The organism is Variovorax sp. OK212 (assembly GCF_900112425.1).
GTDB lineage: Bacteria > Pseudomonadota > Gammaproteobacteria > Burkholderiales > Burkholderiaceae_C > Variovorax.
In genome coordinates, this window is the sequence record NZ_FOLP01000014.1 from 25,296 (window position 1) to 42,469 (window position 17,174).

The window sequence follows — 17,174 nt, forward strand, 5'->3', positions numbered from 1 at the left end:
AGCGGTGGCTCAGTCGCCCTTGACGGTGCCGTCCGCGGCCGAAGGCACGGCGCCGCCGACCACCGGGCTGCCGACGCGCAGCTTGGCGATCTCCTGCAGGCCCGGCCCGTCGCGGTGGATCGACGTGTCGGCCGCGTCGGGGCGCCAGGTGACGCTGATGGCGGCCGGTGCCACGCCGCGGTTGGCGAGCGCGGAGGTGACGGCCGCGATGCGCTGGTCGGTCAGCTCGTCGCGCTTGCGGGCATCCCAGTTCTCGGTGTCGCGCGCCACCAGCACGATGTCGGTCGCGCCTTTCCTGGCGGCGCCGGCGATCTGGTCGAGCAGCGAGAGCGAACTGCCGCCGAGCGTGGTGGCGCCGAAGTCGAACGACACCTGCGTGGCGTTGCCCGTGAGGCGCGCGCCGCCCGGGCCGCCGGCGTTGACGGCCACGCCGCCCTGCGTCACGGGCATGGCCTGCGCCGTGCCGCCCGCGGTGGCGTCGCCGGGGTTGTCGACCTTGCGCAGCTCGGCCGCGGGCGTGAGCGCAATCGGTTCGCCGGTGCCCGGGCGCATCGTCATGCAGGGCCGGTGGTCGACCTGCGTGACGGCCGCCATGAGCCGCACCACGCCTTCCTCGAGCGCGGCGCGCACGCCCATCTGCACGGGCTCCTGGCCCTTGGCGCCGATGTCCACGTCGTACAGCTTGCTGCCGAAGAAGCGGAACACGTTCAGGCCCACTTCGTAGCCGTTGAACTGCTTGGTCAGGCTCACCGTGCGCACCACCATCAGCGACTTGGTATCGACGATGCGCAGGTCCACGCTCACCGACTGGCTGAAGGTGCGCGCCTTCACGCCCACCTGGTTCACCGCGGCCTCCACGCCGCCCGAGTTGATGTTGTAGTTCAGCTCGGTGATGCCGCCGACGATGAAGTAGTCGGACTTGTTGATGGTGCCGCCGAAGTACGGCAGCCACGGCACGTTCTGTCCGCCGCCGGGGCCGCCGAGCTGGTGCGCGCGGCCGTCGCCGAGCTGGCGGCGGTCGGCGTAGGCCAGCTCGCGCTCGGCGATCACCGGGTCGAAGCGCTCGGCGATGCTCACCGCGCCGCCGAGCTTGCCCAGGGCCGAATACACCATGAGCGCGCCGCCCTGCGTGATGGCGTTGCCTTCGTTGATGCTGTACTTGCCGGTGTAGTCCTTGACGTCGCCCACGCCGATGACGATGGGCGGGCGCCGCGTGGCCGCGACGTGGTCGGCGTAGCAGGCGAGCACGGCTTCCATGGGTGTGATGTTGTCGCGCACCGAGGGGCCGAGAACGACCGGCGCTTCGCCGGGTGCGAAGCGCTGCTGCGGCGCGGCGACGCAACCGGCGAGCACGATGGAGGCAAGCGCCGTGGCGGCGAGCGTGAATCTGCGAGTCATGTGCATGGTGCGTGCCCCGTTCAATTGAGCACGCCGAAGGCGCATGCCGAGCTGCCGCCGACGCTCGCGGTCTGCGCGCCCGCGTTGCCCTGGGTCGAGTTCAGCGCCTGGGTGGCCGCGCCCTGCACCTGCGTGCTGGTGCCGCCGACCACCGCCGAACCCACCGCGCCGGCATTGGCCTGCGAGGTGCCCACCGTGGCACCGCCCAGCGTGCCGACCGCCGTGCGGCTGTCGTTGCCCGAAGCGCTCGAGGTCGCCCCCGCGTTCGACGGCGAATTGGCCACCGTGCTGTTGTTGCCGTCGTTGCCGGTCGAGGTGGCCGAGACGTTGCAGTTGTACTGGCGCCCGATGGTCGTGTTGTAGACCGGGGCCGCGTAGTAGCCGCTCTTCTGCTTGCGGACCATGTCCTGGATGGCCGCCTGGTTGACCTTGTCGGCGCTCGACTGGAACTGCCAGGACGTGTTCTCGCCGACGTTGTTGGCCAGTGCCATCAACGGCGCGCACGCCACCGCCAAAAGAAATACGCGTTGCATGACGATCCCTCTCTGGAAAACGCACCCGATGAATTCGTAAGTGCTAAGTTTCTGGAGGGCGATGCTATGGACCGGGTGCGCTGGCCGGTATCCCGGGAATCGGTAGAACTGCGCCGAACCAACACCGAGGCCGCGCGGCGCGCCGGCGCGCGAAAAGAGCACGCGAGAGCACGCAGGAACGCGCATGGTTGCCTGAAGACGCGCGAAAAAAAGCCGCAAGGAGCGAAACGCTCCTTGCGGCCTGCGGGTCGATGGCGGGCGAACCCGCCGCGGCTCAGGCGTGTGCCTTGATCGAATCCGCGAGCGTGTTCACGAGCGTGTCGATGTGCGACTTCTCCACGATGTACGGCGGCGCGATCACCAGCACGTCGCCCGCGGGCCGCACCAGCGCGCCCTTGTGGAAGCAGTCCAGGAAGATGTCGTACGCGCGCTTGCCCGGCGTGCCCGCGATGGGCGCGAGCTCCACCGCCGCGGCCAGGCCGAGGCTGCGGATGCTGACGACGTTGGGCAGGCCCTTGAACGTGCTGTGGAAGGCATCGCCCAGCACCTTGCCCATTTCGCCGGCGCGCGAGAACAGGTTCTCCTGCTTGAACAGGTCGAGCGTGGCGACGGCCGCGGCGCAGGCCACGGGGTGGCCCGAGTAGGTGTAGCCGTGGAAGAACTCGACCACGTGCTCGGGCGCGTCGGTCTTCATCATCGCGTCGTAGAGCTTGTCGCGGCAGATCACGCCGCCCAGCGGAATCACGCCGTTGGTCACGCACTTGGCAAAGTTCAGCATGTCGGGCACCACGCCGTAGTAGTCGGACGCGAAGTTGGTGCCCATGCGGCCGAAGCCGGTGATGACCTCGTCGAAGATCAGCAGGATGCCGTGCTTGTCGCAGATCTCGCGCAGGCGCTTCAGGTAGCCCTTGGGCGGCAGGTACCAGCCGGCCGAACCGGCCACCGGCTCGACGATGATCGCGGCCACGTTGCTCGGGTCGTGCAGCGGCAGGATGCGCGTCTCGAGCTCGACCAGCGGGTCTTCGGTCCACACCGGTTCCTCGTTGTGGATGTAGGCGTGGTTCACCGGGTCATGGATGAAGCGCATGTGGTCCACGCGCGGCAGGAAGGCCGAGCCGAAGACCTTGCGGTTGCCCGGAATGCCGCCCACCGACATGCCGCCGAAGCCCACGCCGTGGTAGCCCTTCTCGCGGCCGATGAACACGTTGCGGTGGCCCTCGCCGCGCGCGCGGTGGTAGGCCAGCGCCACCTTCATCGAGGTGTCGGCGGCTTCGGAGCCCGAGTTGCAGAACAGCACCTTGTTGAGGTCGCCCGGCGCCAGCGCGGCGATGCGCTCGGCCGCCTCGAACGCGCGGTCGTTGCTGACCTGGAAGGCGGTGGCGTAGTCGAGCGTGTCGAGCTGCTTCTTGATGGCCTCGTTGATCGGCTTGCGGTTGTGGCCCGCGCCCACGCACCACAGCGAGGAGATCCCGTCGATCACCTTCTTGCCGTCGTGCGTGGTGAACTCCATGCCGTCGGCCGCCACGAAGACGCGCGGGTCTTTCTTGAAATGGCGGTTGGGGGTGAAGGGCAACCACTGGTTGTCCATGTTGAAGTCCTGATGGGCCATGTCTCGCTCCTGAGGGTATGGGGTCGACGAAAATCGCAATTCTGGCACCCCTGCCACAATGACGCCCCTGATGACGACCACTACGCCCACGCACATCGCGCCCGCCTACATCCTGAACCTCTCCTGTCCCGACCGGACGGGCATCGTGCACGCCGTGTCGGGCTTCCTGCTCGAACGCGGCGCCAACATCGAGGAGGCGGCCCAGTACAACGACCACGGCACCGGCCTGTTCTTCATGCGCGTGCGCTTCGCCTGCGCCGAGCACAGCGAGGCCGTGCTGCGCGAGGCGCTGCAGACCTTCGCCGCCGGCTTCGGCATGAACCTGCAGCTGCACGCCGCGGCGCAGCCGATGAAGACGGTGATCCTGGTGAGCAAGGAAGGCCATTGCCTGAACGACCTGCTGTTCCGCTGGAAGAGCGGCCTGCTGGCCATCGACGTGCGCGCCATCGTCTCGAACCACCGCGACTTCTACCAGCTGGCCGCCAGCTACAACGTGCCGTTCCACCACATCCCGGTGACGGCCGCGACCAAGGCGCAGGCCGAGGCCAGGCAGCTGGAAATCATCGAGGCCGAGGGCGCCGAACTGGTGGTGCTCGCGCGCTACATGCAGATCCTGAGCAACGACCTGTGCCGCAACCTGGCCGGCCGCGCGATCAACATCCATCACTCGTTCCTGCCGAGCTTCAAGGGCGCCAAGCCCTACTACCAGGCGCACGACCGCGGCGTGAAGCTGATCGGCGCCACGGCCCACTACGTGACGGCCGACCTCGACGAAGGCCCGATCATCGAGCAGGACGTCACCCGCGCCGACCACACCGACACGGTCGAAGACCTCACGGCCCGCGGCCGCGACACCGAGAGCCAGGTGCTGGCGCGCGCGGTGAAGTGGCACAGCGAGCACCGCGTGCTGCTCAACGGGCACCGCACGGTCGTCTTCCGCTGACACCTGTCCCCTGTAGCCCTGTAACCCTTCAGCCCGCTTGTAAGCGGGTGTAGCATCCTGCGCCAAACGAGGAGGCGCGATGCGACGTTGGATGGGTGGAGTTTTGCTGGCCGTGCTCTCGGCCGGCCTGTTCGGGTGCTCGGCCAGCGGGCCCCGGTTTTCGGAAATGGCGGGCAGCATGCCGTCGCTCGGCGAGAACGAGGGGCGGATCTACTTCTACCGGAACTCGATCATGGGCGCCGCGCTGCAGCCCGAAGTGGTGGTCGACGGCCAGGTGGTCGGCAAGTCGCGGCCCAACAGCTTCTTCTACATCGACCGCCCGGCAGGCACCTACCGGGCCAGCGCCCGGACCGAGGCCGAAGCCACCATCAACGTGGTGCTGCGGCCCAGGCAGACGGCCTACGTGCTGATGAGCATCAACTTCGGCATTGCCGTCGGACGCCCCGGCTTCGAGCGCGTGTCCGAGGCGGAAGGCCGCAAGGAACTGCAATCGCTGGCGTACGACGACAGCCTGCCCGCCGCCAGGAGCGTGAAGGCCGCCGCGGCACCTGATGCTCCTGGTGCTCCTGCCGCCCCTAAGGTCGCGGTCGCTGCCGCGGTTGCCGCCCAGCCCGCCGTGGCAGCTCAGCCTCTCGCGGCGATCCCCACCCCACTGCCCGCGCCCGCACCTGCACCTGCGCCTGCGCCTGCGCCGCCGCCGCGCGTCGCGGCCACCTCTGCGTCCGAGGCCGCGCCGTTTGCCAGGACACCCCTGAACGACCTGCGGCTGCTCCTGCCGGCCAACCGCTGAGACCACACCTGCCATGAGATTCAAGTCTTCCCCGGCGCGCCCGGCGTTTGCCACGCCCGCCACCCTCGCTACCCTCGCGATCGCGCTGACGGTTGCCACCGCGTCCGCCCAGGAGGCGCGCCACGGCCCCGACCTCGCCCCCGACGCGCTCTTCGCGCGCGTGTCGTCCAGCGTCTGGGTGGTGCAGGCGAGCGACGCGCAAGGCAAGGTGCTCGCCACCGGCAGCGCGGTCGCCACCGGCCCCAACAGCGCGGTCACGAGCTGCCAGCTGCTCGCGAAAGCCAGCGCGGTGGCGGTGAAGCGCGACAACGTCAGCTACGGCGCGACGCTGGAGTTTCCAGACGCCGAGCGCGACCTCTGCCAGTTGCGCATCGCGAACTTCAACGCGCCCGCCCTCGGCATCACGCCGGCGAGCGCACTGCAGGTGGGCATGCCGCTGTACGCCGTCGGTTCGCCCAGGGGCAGGGAGCTGACATTGGGCATCGGCATGCTCTCCGGCCTGCGCCGCGGCAATGCCGGCGAGCTCGAGGCGCTGCAGCTGGCCGCCGCGCCCGAGGCGGGTCTTGGCGGCGCTGGCCTGTTCGACGCGCAGGGCCGGCTGGCCGGCCTCGTCAGCGCGGCGCCCGCGGGCTCGGCCGCGGCCAGGCTCGCGATGCCCGCGTCCTGGATCACGGAACTGCCGGCGCGCGGCCGCCTGGCGGTCGACGCCGCGAAGAAGCTGCCGCCGTCTGCGGCATCGGCATCCGCTTTCGCATCCGTGGCCTCCACCATGCCGGCGACGGCACGGCCGAGCGTCATCGAATACCAGCTGCACGACCGCATCACCAACACCTACCGCAAGGTGATCTACCGCGCCGATGCGGCGACGGACGAGCGCCTCAGCTTCAACAACGGGGGCTGGGTCGAGAAGCCGGGCGGCGAAGTGGTCAGCGTCACCTCGGCGATCGCGGGCGAGTTCGATTCGGTCATGCCGCCGGGCGGCTGGACCAAGGAGAACCTCAAGGAAGAAGCGGCCTGGCGCGCACGCTACAGCTCCACGCTGGGCGGCTCACGCGCGAACATGGACTTGAACGCCACCGTGATGGAAGACACCGCGCTGACCATCGGCGGCAAGGAGTTCAAGGTCGTGCGCATCGAGTACAGGGGCTATACGCAGCGCTTCCCGGACGCGGGCGCCGTGTTCGGCAACCAGTACGGCCGGTACCGCGCCAACGTCTGGTACTCGACTGAGCTGGGCCGCGTCGTGCGCTTCGAGGCGCAGACACGGGGCGGCGCGGGTGCCGCCGCGTTCCAGCTCAACGAAGCCCTCGAACTGGTCAGCATCCGCTGAAGCTCGAGGGCCGGGATTCGCAGACCGGGGGCCGCCGCGCACGACGGCCCCGGCACCCGTCAGTTGCGATTCGGGTTGTTCGGACGGCGGTCGTAGCGGTTCGGCACGCCGTCGCCGTCGCGGTCCCAGCGGCCTGCGCTGTATTGCCAGCGGCCGCCGTCCTGGCGCCATTCCGGCGCACGGTAGGCGTAGCCCGGGCGGGCACGCACATACACACCGCGGACCCACACGTGGCGGCCGCCGCGCCATTCATAGTGCCCCGGCGCCCAGGCGTAGCCGCGACGCGGCGGCGGCACGCGTTCGAAGCGCGGCGGAGGCGGCGCCACCTGCACGGTGACCACGGGTTGTGCCTGCGCGGCGGTGGGGACGGTCAATGCACCCACCGACAGAAGCGAAGCCGCGCCGATGGAAAGAGCCAATGCGATTGTTTTCATGAAGGACTCCTCATGAGTTGTTGGAGAAGCCTTCATGCTGCCCACGCCATGTGAACCGCCTGTAAGCCGTACGCGAAGTCTTGTGTAAAGCTGTGACGCGCTCTTCATGCTCTTGCGAGCGCTCACTCACTCCATCAGTTCGCGCAGGTCGACGGCCGCGGCCATGGCCGCGTGGCCGGCCTTGTTGGGGTGCAGGTGGTCGCCCGAATCGAACAGCGGGTTCAGCGCCTGCGGGTCCGCGGGGTCGCGCAGCGCCGCGTCGAAATCGATCACGCCGTCCACGTCCTGCCGTCCGCGGATCCAGCGGTTGACGGCCTCGCGCAAGGCCTCGTTCGCGCCGTTCCAGTAAGGCGTGTTCTTGAATGGCGGCACGGTGCCCAGCAGCACCTTCACACCCTTGGCGCGGGCCTGCTTGATCAGTTGCTGCAGCCCTTCGGTGAGGCGCTCGGCCGTGGGCCAGTCGCGGGGCGTCAGCTCGGCGCCCGGCACGCGCGCGAACACGGTGCGGCCGATGTCGTTGGTGCCCATCAGCACGATCGCATGGGTCACGCCGCTCTGGCGCAGGGCGTCGAGTTCGAAGCGCGAAAGCCCGCTGGGGCCGATGCCGTCGGTCAGCAGGCGGTTGCCGCCGATGCCGGCATTGAGCACCGCGATGTCCTGCCCGGCCGGCTGTGTGTCGCGCAGGCGCGTGGCCAGCATGTCGGGGTAGGCGCCGAAGGTGCCTTCCGACGTGCCCGCGGTGATGGAGTCGCCGAAGGCCACCACGGTGCGCACGGGCTTGGTGGTGAGCACGTCCAGCCCGGTCATGATCTGGTTGAGCACCATCGGCGTGGGGTTCTTCAGCTTGGCGGCCGTCACGGCGTTGCCGGCGGCCACCCAGGTCGTGCCCGACTCGGGCATGGACACCGTGGAGAACGGCGTGGCGCGATCGAAGAAGGCGCTCACCACCACGGTCTGCCCGGCCTGCACGGGCAGGTCGACGCCGTCGCTCCAGGCGTCCGCGCCCGGTGCGATGGTCAGGCTGGTGCGGCCGCCGAAACGCAGCATGCGCAGCGAGGCGGGCGAGAACGCGTCGGCGCCGGTGCCGCGCGCCGCGCTCGCGGCGGCAATGCGCAGCGGCGTCTTGCCGAAGCGGTTCGAGAAGCGGATGCGGATGCGCTCGCCGTCCAGCGACAGTTCGAGCTGCTGGCGCAGCGTCTGCCCGCGCAGGTCATTGCCGCCGGGCAGCGAATAGCTGGGCCCGCTCGGGCTCGCGGCCATCTCGCGGAAATCCAGCGGCGCCACGGCCCAGCTTGCCACCCAGTGCGCTTCGGCGGGTTGCTTGGGCGTGCTTGCCGTGGGAATCGCCTGCACGCCGAATGCGAGCGCCGCCAGGCAGAAAGCGGCCAGCCAATGCGTCAGGGCAAGCTCGCGCAAATGGCGCAAGTGAACGAGCCAACGGGAAACCAATGTCATGCAGGCAAAGCCGCTCAGTTTATGCAGCGGCTTTGTCCTTTGCGTGACGAGGTCTAGCGCACGGTTACCAAGTGTCCACGTACGAAGAGACCGGTTGCGGCGCCCGCGTGGCCGAATTCAGCCCGCGCACCAACCAGGTGCGCGTCTCGGCCGGGTCGATCACCGCATCGATTTCCAGCGTCTGCGCCATGTGGATCGCCTCGCCGTTCGCGTACTGCTGGTCGACGAGTTTCTTGAACAGCGCATCGCGTTCGGCGCCCTCCGCCACCGCCGCCAGCTCCTTGCGAAAACCCAATCGGACAGCACCCTCGAGGCCCATCGCGCCGAATTCGCCGGTGGGCCAGGCGACGGTGAAGACGGGTGCGTCGAAGCCGCCCGCGGTCATCGCCTGCGCGCCCAGGCCGTAGCCCTTGCGCAGCACCACGGCGAAGAACGGCACGCGCAGGTGCGAGGCCACCATGAACATGCGGCAGACGTGGCGCACCTGCGCCTGCGCCTCGATTTCGGGGCCGACCATGAAGCCCGGCGTGTCGCACAACGAAACAATTGGCAGGCCGTGCGCATTGCACAGCTGCATGAAACGCGCGGACTTGTCGGCCGCCTCGACGTCGATGGCGCCGCCCAGGTGGTGCGGGTTGTTGGCCATGAGCCCGACCGGCTTGCCCTCGATGCGCGCGAGCGCGGTGACGATGCCCGCGCCGAAACCCGCGCGCAACTCGAGCAGCGAGCCGGTGTCGGCCACGCCGCGCATCGCGGCGCGCACGTCGTACACGCGCAGCCGGTTCTGTGGCACCACGTGGCGCAGCGTGCGCGGGTCGGCGCCTTGCCAGCCGGTGGTCGGCCCCTGAAAGTACGACAGATACTGCTTGGCCGCGGCCACGGCGGCGGCTTCGTCTTCCACCAGGATGTCGATCACGCCGTTGCGCGACTGCACGCTGCTCGGGCCGATCTGCTCGGGCGCGAAGCTGCCCAGGCCGCCGCCTTCGATCATGGCCGGCCCGCTCATGCCGATGTTGCTGCCCTTGGTGGCGATGATCACGTCCGCGCAGCCCAGCAGCGCGGCATTGCCCGCGAAGCAGCGCCCGTGCACGATGCCCACCACCGGCACCTTGCCCGACAGCGCCGCGAACTGGCTGAAGGTGTGGTTGTTCAGGCCCGCGACGATCGGCATGTCGGTGTCGCCCGGCCGCCCGCCGCCGCCTTCGGCGAACAGCACCACCGGCAGCTTGAGCTGGTGCGCCACCGCCAGCAGCCGGTCGGTCTTGTGGTGGTTGCGCATGCCCTGCGTGCCGGCCAGCACGGTGTAGTCGTAGGCCAGCACGGCGCAGCGCGACGCTTCAGGTCCGAACTGCTGTGCGTTGATGCTGCCCAGCCCGGTCACCATGCCGTCGGCCGGCGTGTTGGCGATCAGGTCCTCGAGCGTGCGGCGGCGCGTCTGCGCGGCGATGGCGAGCGCACCGTACTCGATGAAGTTGCCGGGGTCGGCGACGGTGTCGCACAGGTCGGCGATGTTCTCGCGCGCGGTGCGCCCGCCCTGCGCGTGGCGCTTGTCGACGGCGGCCTTGCGGTTGGCGTCGAGCGTGGGCGCGTGGCGGTCGATGACCTTCTGCAGGTCGGGGCGGATGGCACCGAGGTCATGCTCGGTGCGCGCCTCGGCCTCGACGGCCTGCGCGTCGACGGCCTCGAGCCGCACCAGCGACTGGCCTTCGACGAGGTAGTCGCCGGGCGCGGCCAGCAGCGCGACCACGCGGCCCGCCACGGGCGCGTGCAGCAGGTGCTCCATCTTCATGGCCTCGAGCACGCCGAGTTGCGCGCCGGCGGGCAGCACGTCACCGATGTCGACCTCGAACTGCACGAGGCGCGCGGGCATCGGGGCCTTGACGGTGAGTTCGTTCGGCTCGTCGTCGGCAACTGCTGCTTGCGCGGCGGGTGCAGCGGGTGCGGCCGGCGCGGCCGCCATCTTCTTCACGTGCTTCTCGATCAGCGCCGCGGCCGCCAGCAGGTCGCCCAGGTGCGCTTCGACGAAGCGCGTGTGCACCGCCTGCGTGACGAACTCGGGCCGCGCCGCAATGGCGCGCAGCAGCGCCAGGTTGGTGGCGATGCCGTCGATGCGGCATTCGTCCAGCGCGCGCAGCGAGCGGCGCAGCGCGTCCTCGAAACGAGGCGACGGCGAATGCACGATGAGCTTGGCCAGCAGCGTGTCGTAGTGCGGCGAAGGCGCGAGGCCCGCATAGCCGTGCGTGTCGACGCGCACGCCGGGGCCGGCCGGCAGCTCGAAGCGTGCGAGCGTGCCGCCCGACGGCCGCGCGTTGCCTTGCGCGTCGAGCGTCTCGGCATTGATGCGCCATTGCACCGCAAAGCCGCGCTGCGGCGCCGTGCGATCGGCCTCCACGCCCAGCGCGCTCAGCGGCTGGCCAGCGGCCACTTCGATCTGCAGCTGCACCAGGTCCAGCCCCGTCACCGCCTCGGTCACCGTGTGCTCGACCTGCAGGCGCGGGTTGGCCTCGATGAAGACGAAAGGCAAGGTCGCCGATGCCGCATCGACCAGGAACTCGAAGGTGCCGAGCCCGCGGTAGCCCACCGTCTTCGCCATGCGCAGCGCGGCCTGCGTGACCTGCGCGCGCAGCGCCTCGGGCAGCGACGGGCTGGGCGCGATCTCCACCAGCTTCTGGAAGCGCCGCTGCAGCGTGCACTCGCGCTCGCCGAGGCTGGCCACGGCCTGCCCGTCGCCCAGCACCTGCACCTCGATGTGCCGCGCATTGCGCATCAGCCGCTCGACGTACACGCCCTCGATGCCGAAGGCCGCCTTGGCTTCGGACATGCAGCGCGCATGCGCCTCGGGCAGCTCGTCGGCGTTCAGCACCGCGCGCATGCCGCGCCCGCCGCCGCCGCCGATGGCCTTCACCATCACGCCCGCGCCCTGCGCATGCTGCTCGGCGAAGAAGGCCTGCGCCTGCGCGAGCGTCACCGCACCCGCGCTGCCCGGCATCACCGGCACGTCGCATTGGGCGGCCAGCGCGCGCGCGCGCGCCTTGTCGCCGAACAGGCCGAGCTGCTCGGGCGTCGGCCCGATGAACACGAGGCCGGCGTCCGCGCAGGCCTGCGCGAAATCGGCGCGCTCGCTGAGGAAGCCGTAGCCGGGGTGCACCGCGTCGCACCCCTGTGCCTTGGCCACCGCGATCGGCGCGGCAATGTCGAGGTAGGCGGCGGGCCCGGTCGCATCGAGCGCGACGGCGGTGTCGGCCAGCTGCACGTGCAGCGCCGCCGCGTCGTCACGGGCGTGCACGGCCACGCTGGCAATGCCCAGGTCGCGCAAGGCGCGCACCAGGCGCACGGCGATCTCGCCGCGGTTGGCAATCAGAACTTTGGAGAACACGTGGGGGAACCTTTCAGGCCTTGTCCTTGAGCAGGCGGCGCAGCACCTTGCCCGCGCCGGTGGTCGGCAATGCATCGATGAAGCTCACGGCGCGCGGCGCCTTGTAGCTTGCCATGTTGTCGCGCGCCCAGGCCACCAGCGCGTCGGCCTCGAGCGTGGCGCCGGGCTTGCGCACGATGAAGGCCTTCACGACCTCGCCCTTCTCGGCGTCGGGCTGCGCAATGACGGCCGCCTGCGCCACCGCCGGGTGCTTGATGAGGATGGTCTCGACCTCTTCGGGGAACACGCTGTAGCCCGAGACCTTGATCATTTCCTTGAAGCGGCCGATGAAGGTGAGGTAGCCGTCGGCGTCGAGCTTGCCCATGTCGCCGGTGTGCACCCAGCCGTTGCGCAGCGTGGCGGCCGTGGCCTCGGGCTTGTTCCAGTAGCCCTTGAACGAGCCCTTGCTGGTCAGCACGATTTCGCCGACCTCGCCCACCGGCATGTCGGCCTGGGTGTCGGTGTCGATGATGCGGATGGTCACGCCCGGCACGGCGATGCCCTGCGTTCCCCAGCGCGGCGCATGGTGCGGCGTGTAGGTGTCGCAGGTGTGCGTTTCGCTCAGGCCGTAGGCGGCCTCGAACGACGTGCAGTGGGGTGCGTGCGAGCGCCATTGCTGCGCCAGCGGCTCGGTGAAGGTGATGCCGAAGCTGGTCACCGGGTTCATCTTCAGGCTGGACAGGTCGAACCCCGCGATGTCGCTCACCTGCATGCAGGCCACGTTCATCGGCGCGATGCTGTACCACCAGCTCACCTTGTAGGTGGCCACGGCCTGCAGCACGGCGCGCGGGTCGAAGCGGTGCAGCAGCACCGAGGTGGCGCCGCTGAGCACGGGCACGTTCACGCCCATCAGCATGCCGGCGATGTGGTACAGCGGCGCGATGGACAGCAGCACGTCGGTGGGGCCCACGCCGTTGCAGTCGGCCGCGGCGCGCGTCTTGAACAGCGCGTTGCCGTAGCTCAGCATCGCGCCCTTGGGCAGCCCGGTGGTGCCCGAGGTGTAGGTCATGAGCGCGACGTCGTCCATGCCGATGGCCACGGGCTGCGGCTTCGCGCCGGTCTTCATCGCGGCGAGGAAGTCTTCGCAACCTTCGGGCACGCTGCGTTCGGCCTTGCGTTGCGCGGCCAGCTCGGCCGGCAGGTCGATCGACGTGGGGGCCGGCAGCAGGTCGGCGTAGTGCACCACGAACACGTGCTCCAGGGCGCTGTCGGGCTGCACCTTGCGCACCACGGGCAGCAGCGGCGCGGCCGCGACGATCACGCGGGCCTTCAGGTCGTTGACCTGGTAGGCCAGCTCGTGCTCCTTGTTGAGCGGACCGCTCGGGCAGACGATGGCACCGATCTTCTGGATGCCGAAGTGCGCCACCAGGTACTGCGGGCAGTTGTTCAGGAAGAGCACCACGGGCTCGCCCTTGTTCACGCCCAGCGCCTGCAGACGCGCGGCGAAGGCGTCGCTCGCGCGGTCGAGCTCGGCCCAGCTCATGGCCTGGCCGTACCAGATGCAGGCGGCGCTGCCGCCGCGCTCGCGGGCGTGGGCGCGCAGGTACTCGTGCAGCGGCTGCTCCACGCGATCGGGCAGTTCGCGCAGCGCGTACGGCGCGTGTGCTGCGGTCTTGTTTGTCTCCATGGCGTCACTTTCTCAGGGTTATCGATAGCCGCCCACGCATGGCGGGCGCTTGCCAATGCCGCATGGTGCACGAACAATCCTACCCATGGGTATAACTTCCGCGACACGGCACAAACCCTCTGGGGACCAGAGCGAAACCACGGCACAGCCGCACCTGCCGCAGGGCACCGGCCGCCAGCGCGCGGCCACGCAGGGCACCGACCTGCAGCGCGAGCGCATCCTGCAGGCCGCCGCGCAGCTGTTCGCGGCGCAGGGCTATGCCAACACCACCATGGCGCAGATCGTGCGCGCGCTGGGCGTGACCAAGCCCTTCGTGTACTACTACTTCCGCGACAAGCAGGAGATCTTCGAGACGCTGTCGTGGCGCCCCGCGGTCGACTGCTTCACCGCGCTCGACTTCGCGGCCGCCGACCCGCGCCGCGCCAGCGAGAAGGTGCTCGAGGGCATCGAGCGGCTGATTCGCGCGACCGTCACGCACCACCCCTGCGCCTTCTTCGCGTACCGCGAGCCGCAGGTGTACCGGCCCGAGTACATCGCCGCGCAGAAGAAGCTCGCGCACCACTTCTACGACCTGCTGTGCCCGCTGCTCGAGGAGGCGCGCCGCGACGGCGACCTCGACTTCGGCGAGACCAAGATCACCGCGCTCGCGGCCTGCAGCCTGCCGGGCTTTCTCTACAGCTGGTACCGCCCGGGCGGACGCCTGTCGCCCGACGAGGTGGTGGCCGAACTGACGAAGCTCGCCAGCCGCTTGATCGGCCTGCAAGCGAAGAACTGACAACCATCCCCGGAGACACACCATGAAGTTCAAGAAGGCGCCATCGGCACGACTGGCGCGGACCGCCCTTGCCTCTCTGCTTTGCATCGCAGGCGCGGCCCACGCGCAGCAGACCTACAAGATCGCCTACATCGACCCGCTCTCGGGCCCCTTCGCCAACGTCGGCGAGCTGATGCTCATGCACACGCAGTACGCCATCGAGGAGATCAACGCCAAAGGCGGCGTGCTCGGCGGCACCCAGCTGCAGCTGCTGCAGTTCGACAGCAAGCTCTCGGCGCAGGAAAGCCAGAGCGCGCTGCAGGCGGCGATCGACCAGGGTGCGCGCGCCATCGTGACGGGCGGCTCGGGCTCGTCGGTGGTCACGGCGCTGGTGCAGTCGGTGGCGCGCTGGAACCAGCGCAACCCGGGCAAGGAGCTGATCGTGCTGAACCACTCCTCCATCGACCCCGAGATGACGGGCAAGGCCTGCAGCTTCTGGCACTTCCAGACCGAGGCCAACACGGCGATGAAGATGAAGGCGCTGGCCAACTACATCAAGAAGACGCCCGACGTGAAGAAGGTCTACCTGCTGAACCAGGACTACGCGCACGGCAAGCAGTGGGCCAGCTACGGCAAGCAGCTGGTGGGCCTGGCGCGCCCCGACATCCAGTTCGTCGGAGAGACGCTGCACCCCATCGGCCGCGTGAAGGACTTCGCGCCCTACATCGCCAACGTGAAGCAGAGCGGGGCCGACTCGGTCATCACCGGCAACTGGGGCCAGGACATGACGCTGCTGCTGAAGGCGGCAGGCGACGCGGGCTACAACCTGCGCTACTTCAACCACAGCGCGGGCTCGGTGCCGGGCACGGTCACGGCGGTGTCGCAGGCCAAGCTGGGCCAGCTGACGTGGGTGGCCGAATGGCACCCGGGCGAGGCGGACACGCCCAAGGTCGACGCGCTGGCCAAGGCCTACAAGGCCAAGACGGGCAAGGACTTTCTCGCGCCGCGCATCGACATGACGCCGCGCCTGCTGGCCGCGGCCATCGACAAGGCGGGCAGCGTGGACACCATCAAGGTGGCGCGCGCGCTCGAAGACCTCACTTTCGACTCGGTGGTGGGCCCGGTGCGCATGCGCGGCGAAGACCACCAACTGCTGCTGCCGCAGGTGGTGAACACCATCGCGCCGGTCGACGGCAAGGCGGTGAAGGTCGGCTGGGAAGGCACCAACTACGGCTTTCGCACCGACGCCGTGTACACCGGCAACGAACTGGCGCAGGGCACCGACTGCAAGATGGTCCGGCCCTGACGCCGGGCGCCCGGCGCGCGGCGCCTCATGAGGGCTCGTCGCGCAGCCGCGCCTTGTGGATCTTGCCGGCCGGGGTCAGCGGCAGCTGCTCGCGCAGCACGATGTGCCGCGGCATCTTGTAGTCGGCGATGCGGCCGGCGCAGTGCGCGAGCAGCGCGTCCACCGTCGGCGCGCGGCCGTCCCTGGGCACGACGAAGTAGCGGCCGACCTCGCCCAGCACCGCGTCGGGCACGCCGATGCCGGCCACCATCAGCACGTCGGGGTGGCTTGCGATCAGCGCCTCCACCTCGGCCGGGTAGACGTTGAAGCCGCCCTGGATGTACATGTCCTTCATGCGGCCCTTGAGCGTGATGAAGCCGCGCGCGTCCACCAGGCCGAGGTCGCCCGTGTGCAGCCATCCTTCGCCGAAGGCGCCGGCCCCCGCGGCCGCGCCGATGTAGCCGGGCACCACGCCCAGGCCGCGAAAGCACAGCTCGCCGATCTCGCCCGGCGCCAGCACGGCGCCGCCGGGGGCGCGCACCTGCACCTCCACGCCCTGCAAGGGCTGGCCGATGGCCTGCATGAGGTCGTCGTCGGCGCAGTCCGCGGGCGACATCACCAAGGCGCCCGAGGACTCCGACAGCCCGTAGAGGTTCATGACCGTCGCGCCCGGCATGCGCGCCTTCAGCTGCGCGAGCAAGGTGGCGTCGGCATTCGAGCCGCCGGTGACGATGAGCCGCACGCTGCCCAGGTCGACCGACGCCGACGAGGGGTGCATCAGCAGCAGGGTCAGCATGGTCGGCACGCCGACCAGCAAGGCGGGCGGACGCCGACGGACCATGTCGAGCACGGTCTGCGCCTTGAAGGTGCCGACCAGTTCGCAACTGCCGCCGGCCAGCAGCTGCGACAGCACGCCGCAGGTGATGCCGCCCACATGGTTGAGCGGATTTCCCAGCTGCAGCAGCTCGCCGGGGCGCATGCCGGTGTGGCGGGCCTGCCCCCAGGCCGAGGCGAGCATGCTGGCATGCGTGAGCGCGCAGCCCTTGGGCTGCCCGGTGGTGCCGGAGGTGTAGATGACCATCGCGAGGTCGTCCGCCCGCACGGCCGCGGACGCTGCGCCGAGCAGGTCACGCCGCACCGGCGCCGCCGCCATGGCGGCGAAGCGCGCGCCGTCGAGCGTCACCACCTGCTGCAATGCCGGCAGCCGCGGCGCCAGGCGCTCGAACATCGCCGCGCAGTCGAAGTCGTCCACCTGCCCGACGGTGAACACCGCCTGGCAGGCGCTGTCGGCGAGCATGAACGCGAGTTCGCTGTCGCGGTAGCGCGGACTCAGCGCGACCACCGCCACGCCGATGCGCGCGGCCGCGAAGAAGAGCTGCAGCCATTCGATGCGGTTGGGCGACAGCAGCGCGATGCGCCCGCCGCGGCGCAGCCCCATGTCCCACAGGGCCGTGGCGAGGTGCTCGCTGGCTTGCGCGGCCTGGGCGAAGGTGAAGCTGCGTTCGCCGTCGATGTAGGCCTCGACCCCGGGATGCCGCTGCGCGGCGCGGTCCAGGGCTTCGAAGAGTTTCAGTTCGGTCTCGGGTCCGGCGGAAGGCATG

13 protein-coding genes are annotated in these 17,174 nt (G+C 69.8%); 5 read left to right on the forward strand and 8 right to left on the reverse strand.

Annotated features, from left to right (window positions below; genetic code table 11):
* Nucleotides 1-9: 9 nt before the first annotated feature.
* The 3 genes from BM004_RS29205 to BM004_RS29215 form a co-directional block, all read right to left on the reverse strand.
* Nucleotides 10-1,398, reverse strand: a complete 1,389-nt coding sequence (locus BM004_RS29205) for a CsgG/HfaB family protein (protein ID WP_256220097.1) — start codon at nt 1,396-1,398, stop codon at nt 10-12.
* 20 nt (nt 1,399-1,418) lie between these two features.
* Nucleotides 1,419-1,931, reverse strand: a complete 513-nt coding sequence (locus BM004_RS29210; RefSeq protein WP_093132836.1) for a hypothetical protein — start codon at nt 1,929-1,931, stop codon at nt 1,419-1,421.
* Between the two features lie 274 nt (nt 1,932-2,205).
* A complete protein-coding gene (locus BM004_RS29215; RefSeq protein WP_093132834.1) occupies nt 2,206-3,540 on the reverse strand; it encodes an omega-aminotransferase AptA in 1,335 nt (444 codons plus the stop codon).
* A gap of 94 nt (nt 3,541-3,634) precedes the next feature.
* Here BM004_RS29215 and purU point away from each other — a divergent pair, with 94 nt between their 5' ends.
* The 3 genes from purU (at nt 3,635) to BM004_RS29230 (ending at nt 6,603) form a co-directional block, all read left to right on the forward strand.
* Nucleotides 3,635-4,483 carry a formyltetrahydrofolate deformylase gene (gene purU, locus BM004_RS29220; protein ID WP_093132898.1) on the forward strand — a complete coding sequence of 283 codons (849 nt, stop codon included), beginning with the start codon at nt 3,635-3,637 and terminating at the stop codon, nt 4,481-4,483.
* A gap of 79 nt (nt 4,484-4,562) precedes the next feature.
* Complete coding sequence (locus BM004_RS29225) at nt 4,563-5,273, forward strand: DUF2846 domain-containing protein (protein WP_093218716.1); 711 nt, start codon at nt 4,563-4,565, stop codon at nt 5,271-5,273.
* Nucleotides 5,274-5,286: 13 nt separating this feature from the next.
* Entirely contained in the window at nt 5,287-6,603 is a 1,317-nt protein-coding gene (locus BM004_RS29230) for a S1 family peptidase (RefSeq protein WP_093218718.1), read from the forward strand.
* Between the two features lie 59 nt (nt 6,604-6,662).
* Here BM004_RS29230 and BM004_RS29235 read toward each other — a convergent pair whose 3' ends face one another.
* The 4 genes from BM004_RS29235 to BM004_RS29250 form a co-directional block, all read right to left on the reverse strand.
* Nucleotides 6,663-7,037, reverse strand: a complete 375-nt coding sequence (locus tag BM004_RS29235) for a YXWGXW repeat-containing protein (RefSeq protein ID WP_093132828.1) — start codon at nt 7,035-7,037, stop codon at nt 6,663-6,665.
* A 126-nt stretch (nt 7,038-7,163) separates the two neighbouring features.
* Nucleotides 7,164-8,453: an SGNH/GDSL hydrolase family protein gene (locus BM004_RS29240; protein ID WP_256220098.1), complete on the reverse strand. Its 1,290-nt coding sequence runs from the start codon at nt 8,451-8,453 to the stop codon at nt 7,164-7,166.
* Between the two features lie 103 nt (nt 8,454-8,556).
* Nucleotides 8,557-11,868 carry a carboxyl transferase domain-containing protein gene (locus tag BM004_RS29245; RefSeq protein WP_093218720.1) on the reverse strand — a complete coding sequence of 1,104 codons (3,312 nt, stop codon included), beginning with the start codon at nt 11,866-11,868 and terminating at the stop codon, nt 8,557-8,559.
* Between the two features lie 13 nt (nt 11,869-11,881).
* Nucleotides 11,882-13,495: an AMP-binding protein gene (locus BM004_RS29250; RefSeq protein ID WP_093218842.1), complete on the reverse strand. Its 1,614-nt coding sequence runs from the start codon at nt 13,493-13,495 to the stop codon at nt 11,882-11,884.
* A gap of 124 nt (nt 13,496-13,619) precedes the next feature.
* Here BM004_RS29250 and BM004_RS29255 point away from each other — a divergent pair, with 124 nt between their 5' ends.
* Both BM004_RS29255 and BM004_RS29260 read left to right on the forward strand, forming a co-directional pair.
* Entirely contained in the window at nt 13,620-14,309 is a 690-nt protein-coding gene (locus BM004_RS29255; RefSeq protein WP_093218721.1) for a TetR/AcrR family transcriptional regulator, read from the forward strand.
* A gap of 22 nt (nt 14,310-14,331) precedes the next feature.
* Nucleotides 14,332-15,594 carry a branched-chain amino acid ABC transporter substrate-binding protein gene (locus BM004_RS29260; protein ID WP_093218722.1) on the forward strand — a complete coding sequence of 421 codons (1,263 nt, stop codon included), beginning with the start codon at nt 14,332-14,334 and terminating at the stop codon, nt 15,592-15,594.
* 25 nt (nt 15,595-15,619) lie between these two features.
* Here the strand turns inward: BM004_RS29260 and BM004_RS29265 are convergent, their stop codons facing one another.
* Nucleotides 15,620-17,173: a class I adenylate-forming enzyme family protein gene (locus tag BM004_RS29265; RefSeq protein ID WP_093218723.1), complete on the reverse strand. Its 1,554-nt coding sequence runs from the start codon at nt 17,171-17,173 to the stop codon at nt 15,620-15,622.
* Between the last annotated feature and the right edge of the window lies 1 nt (nt 17,174).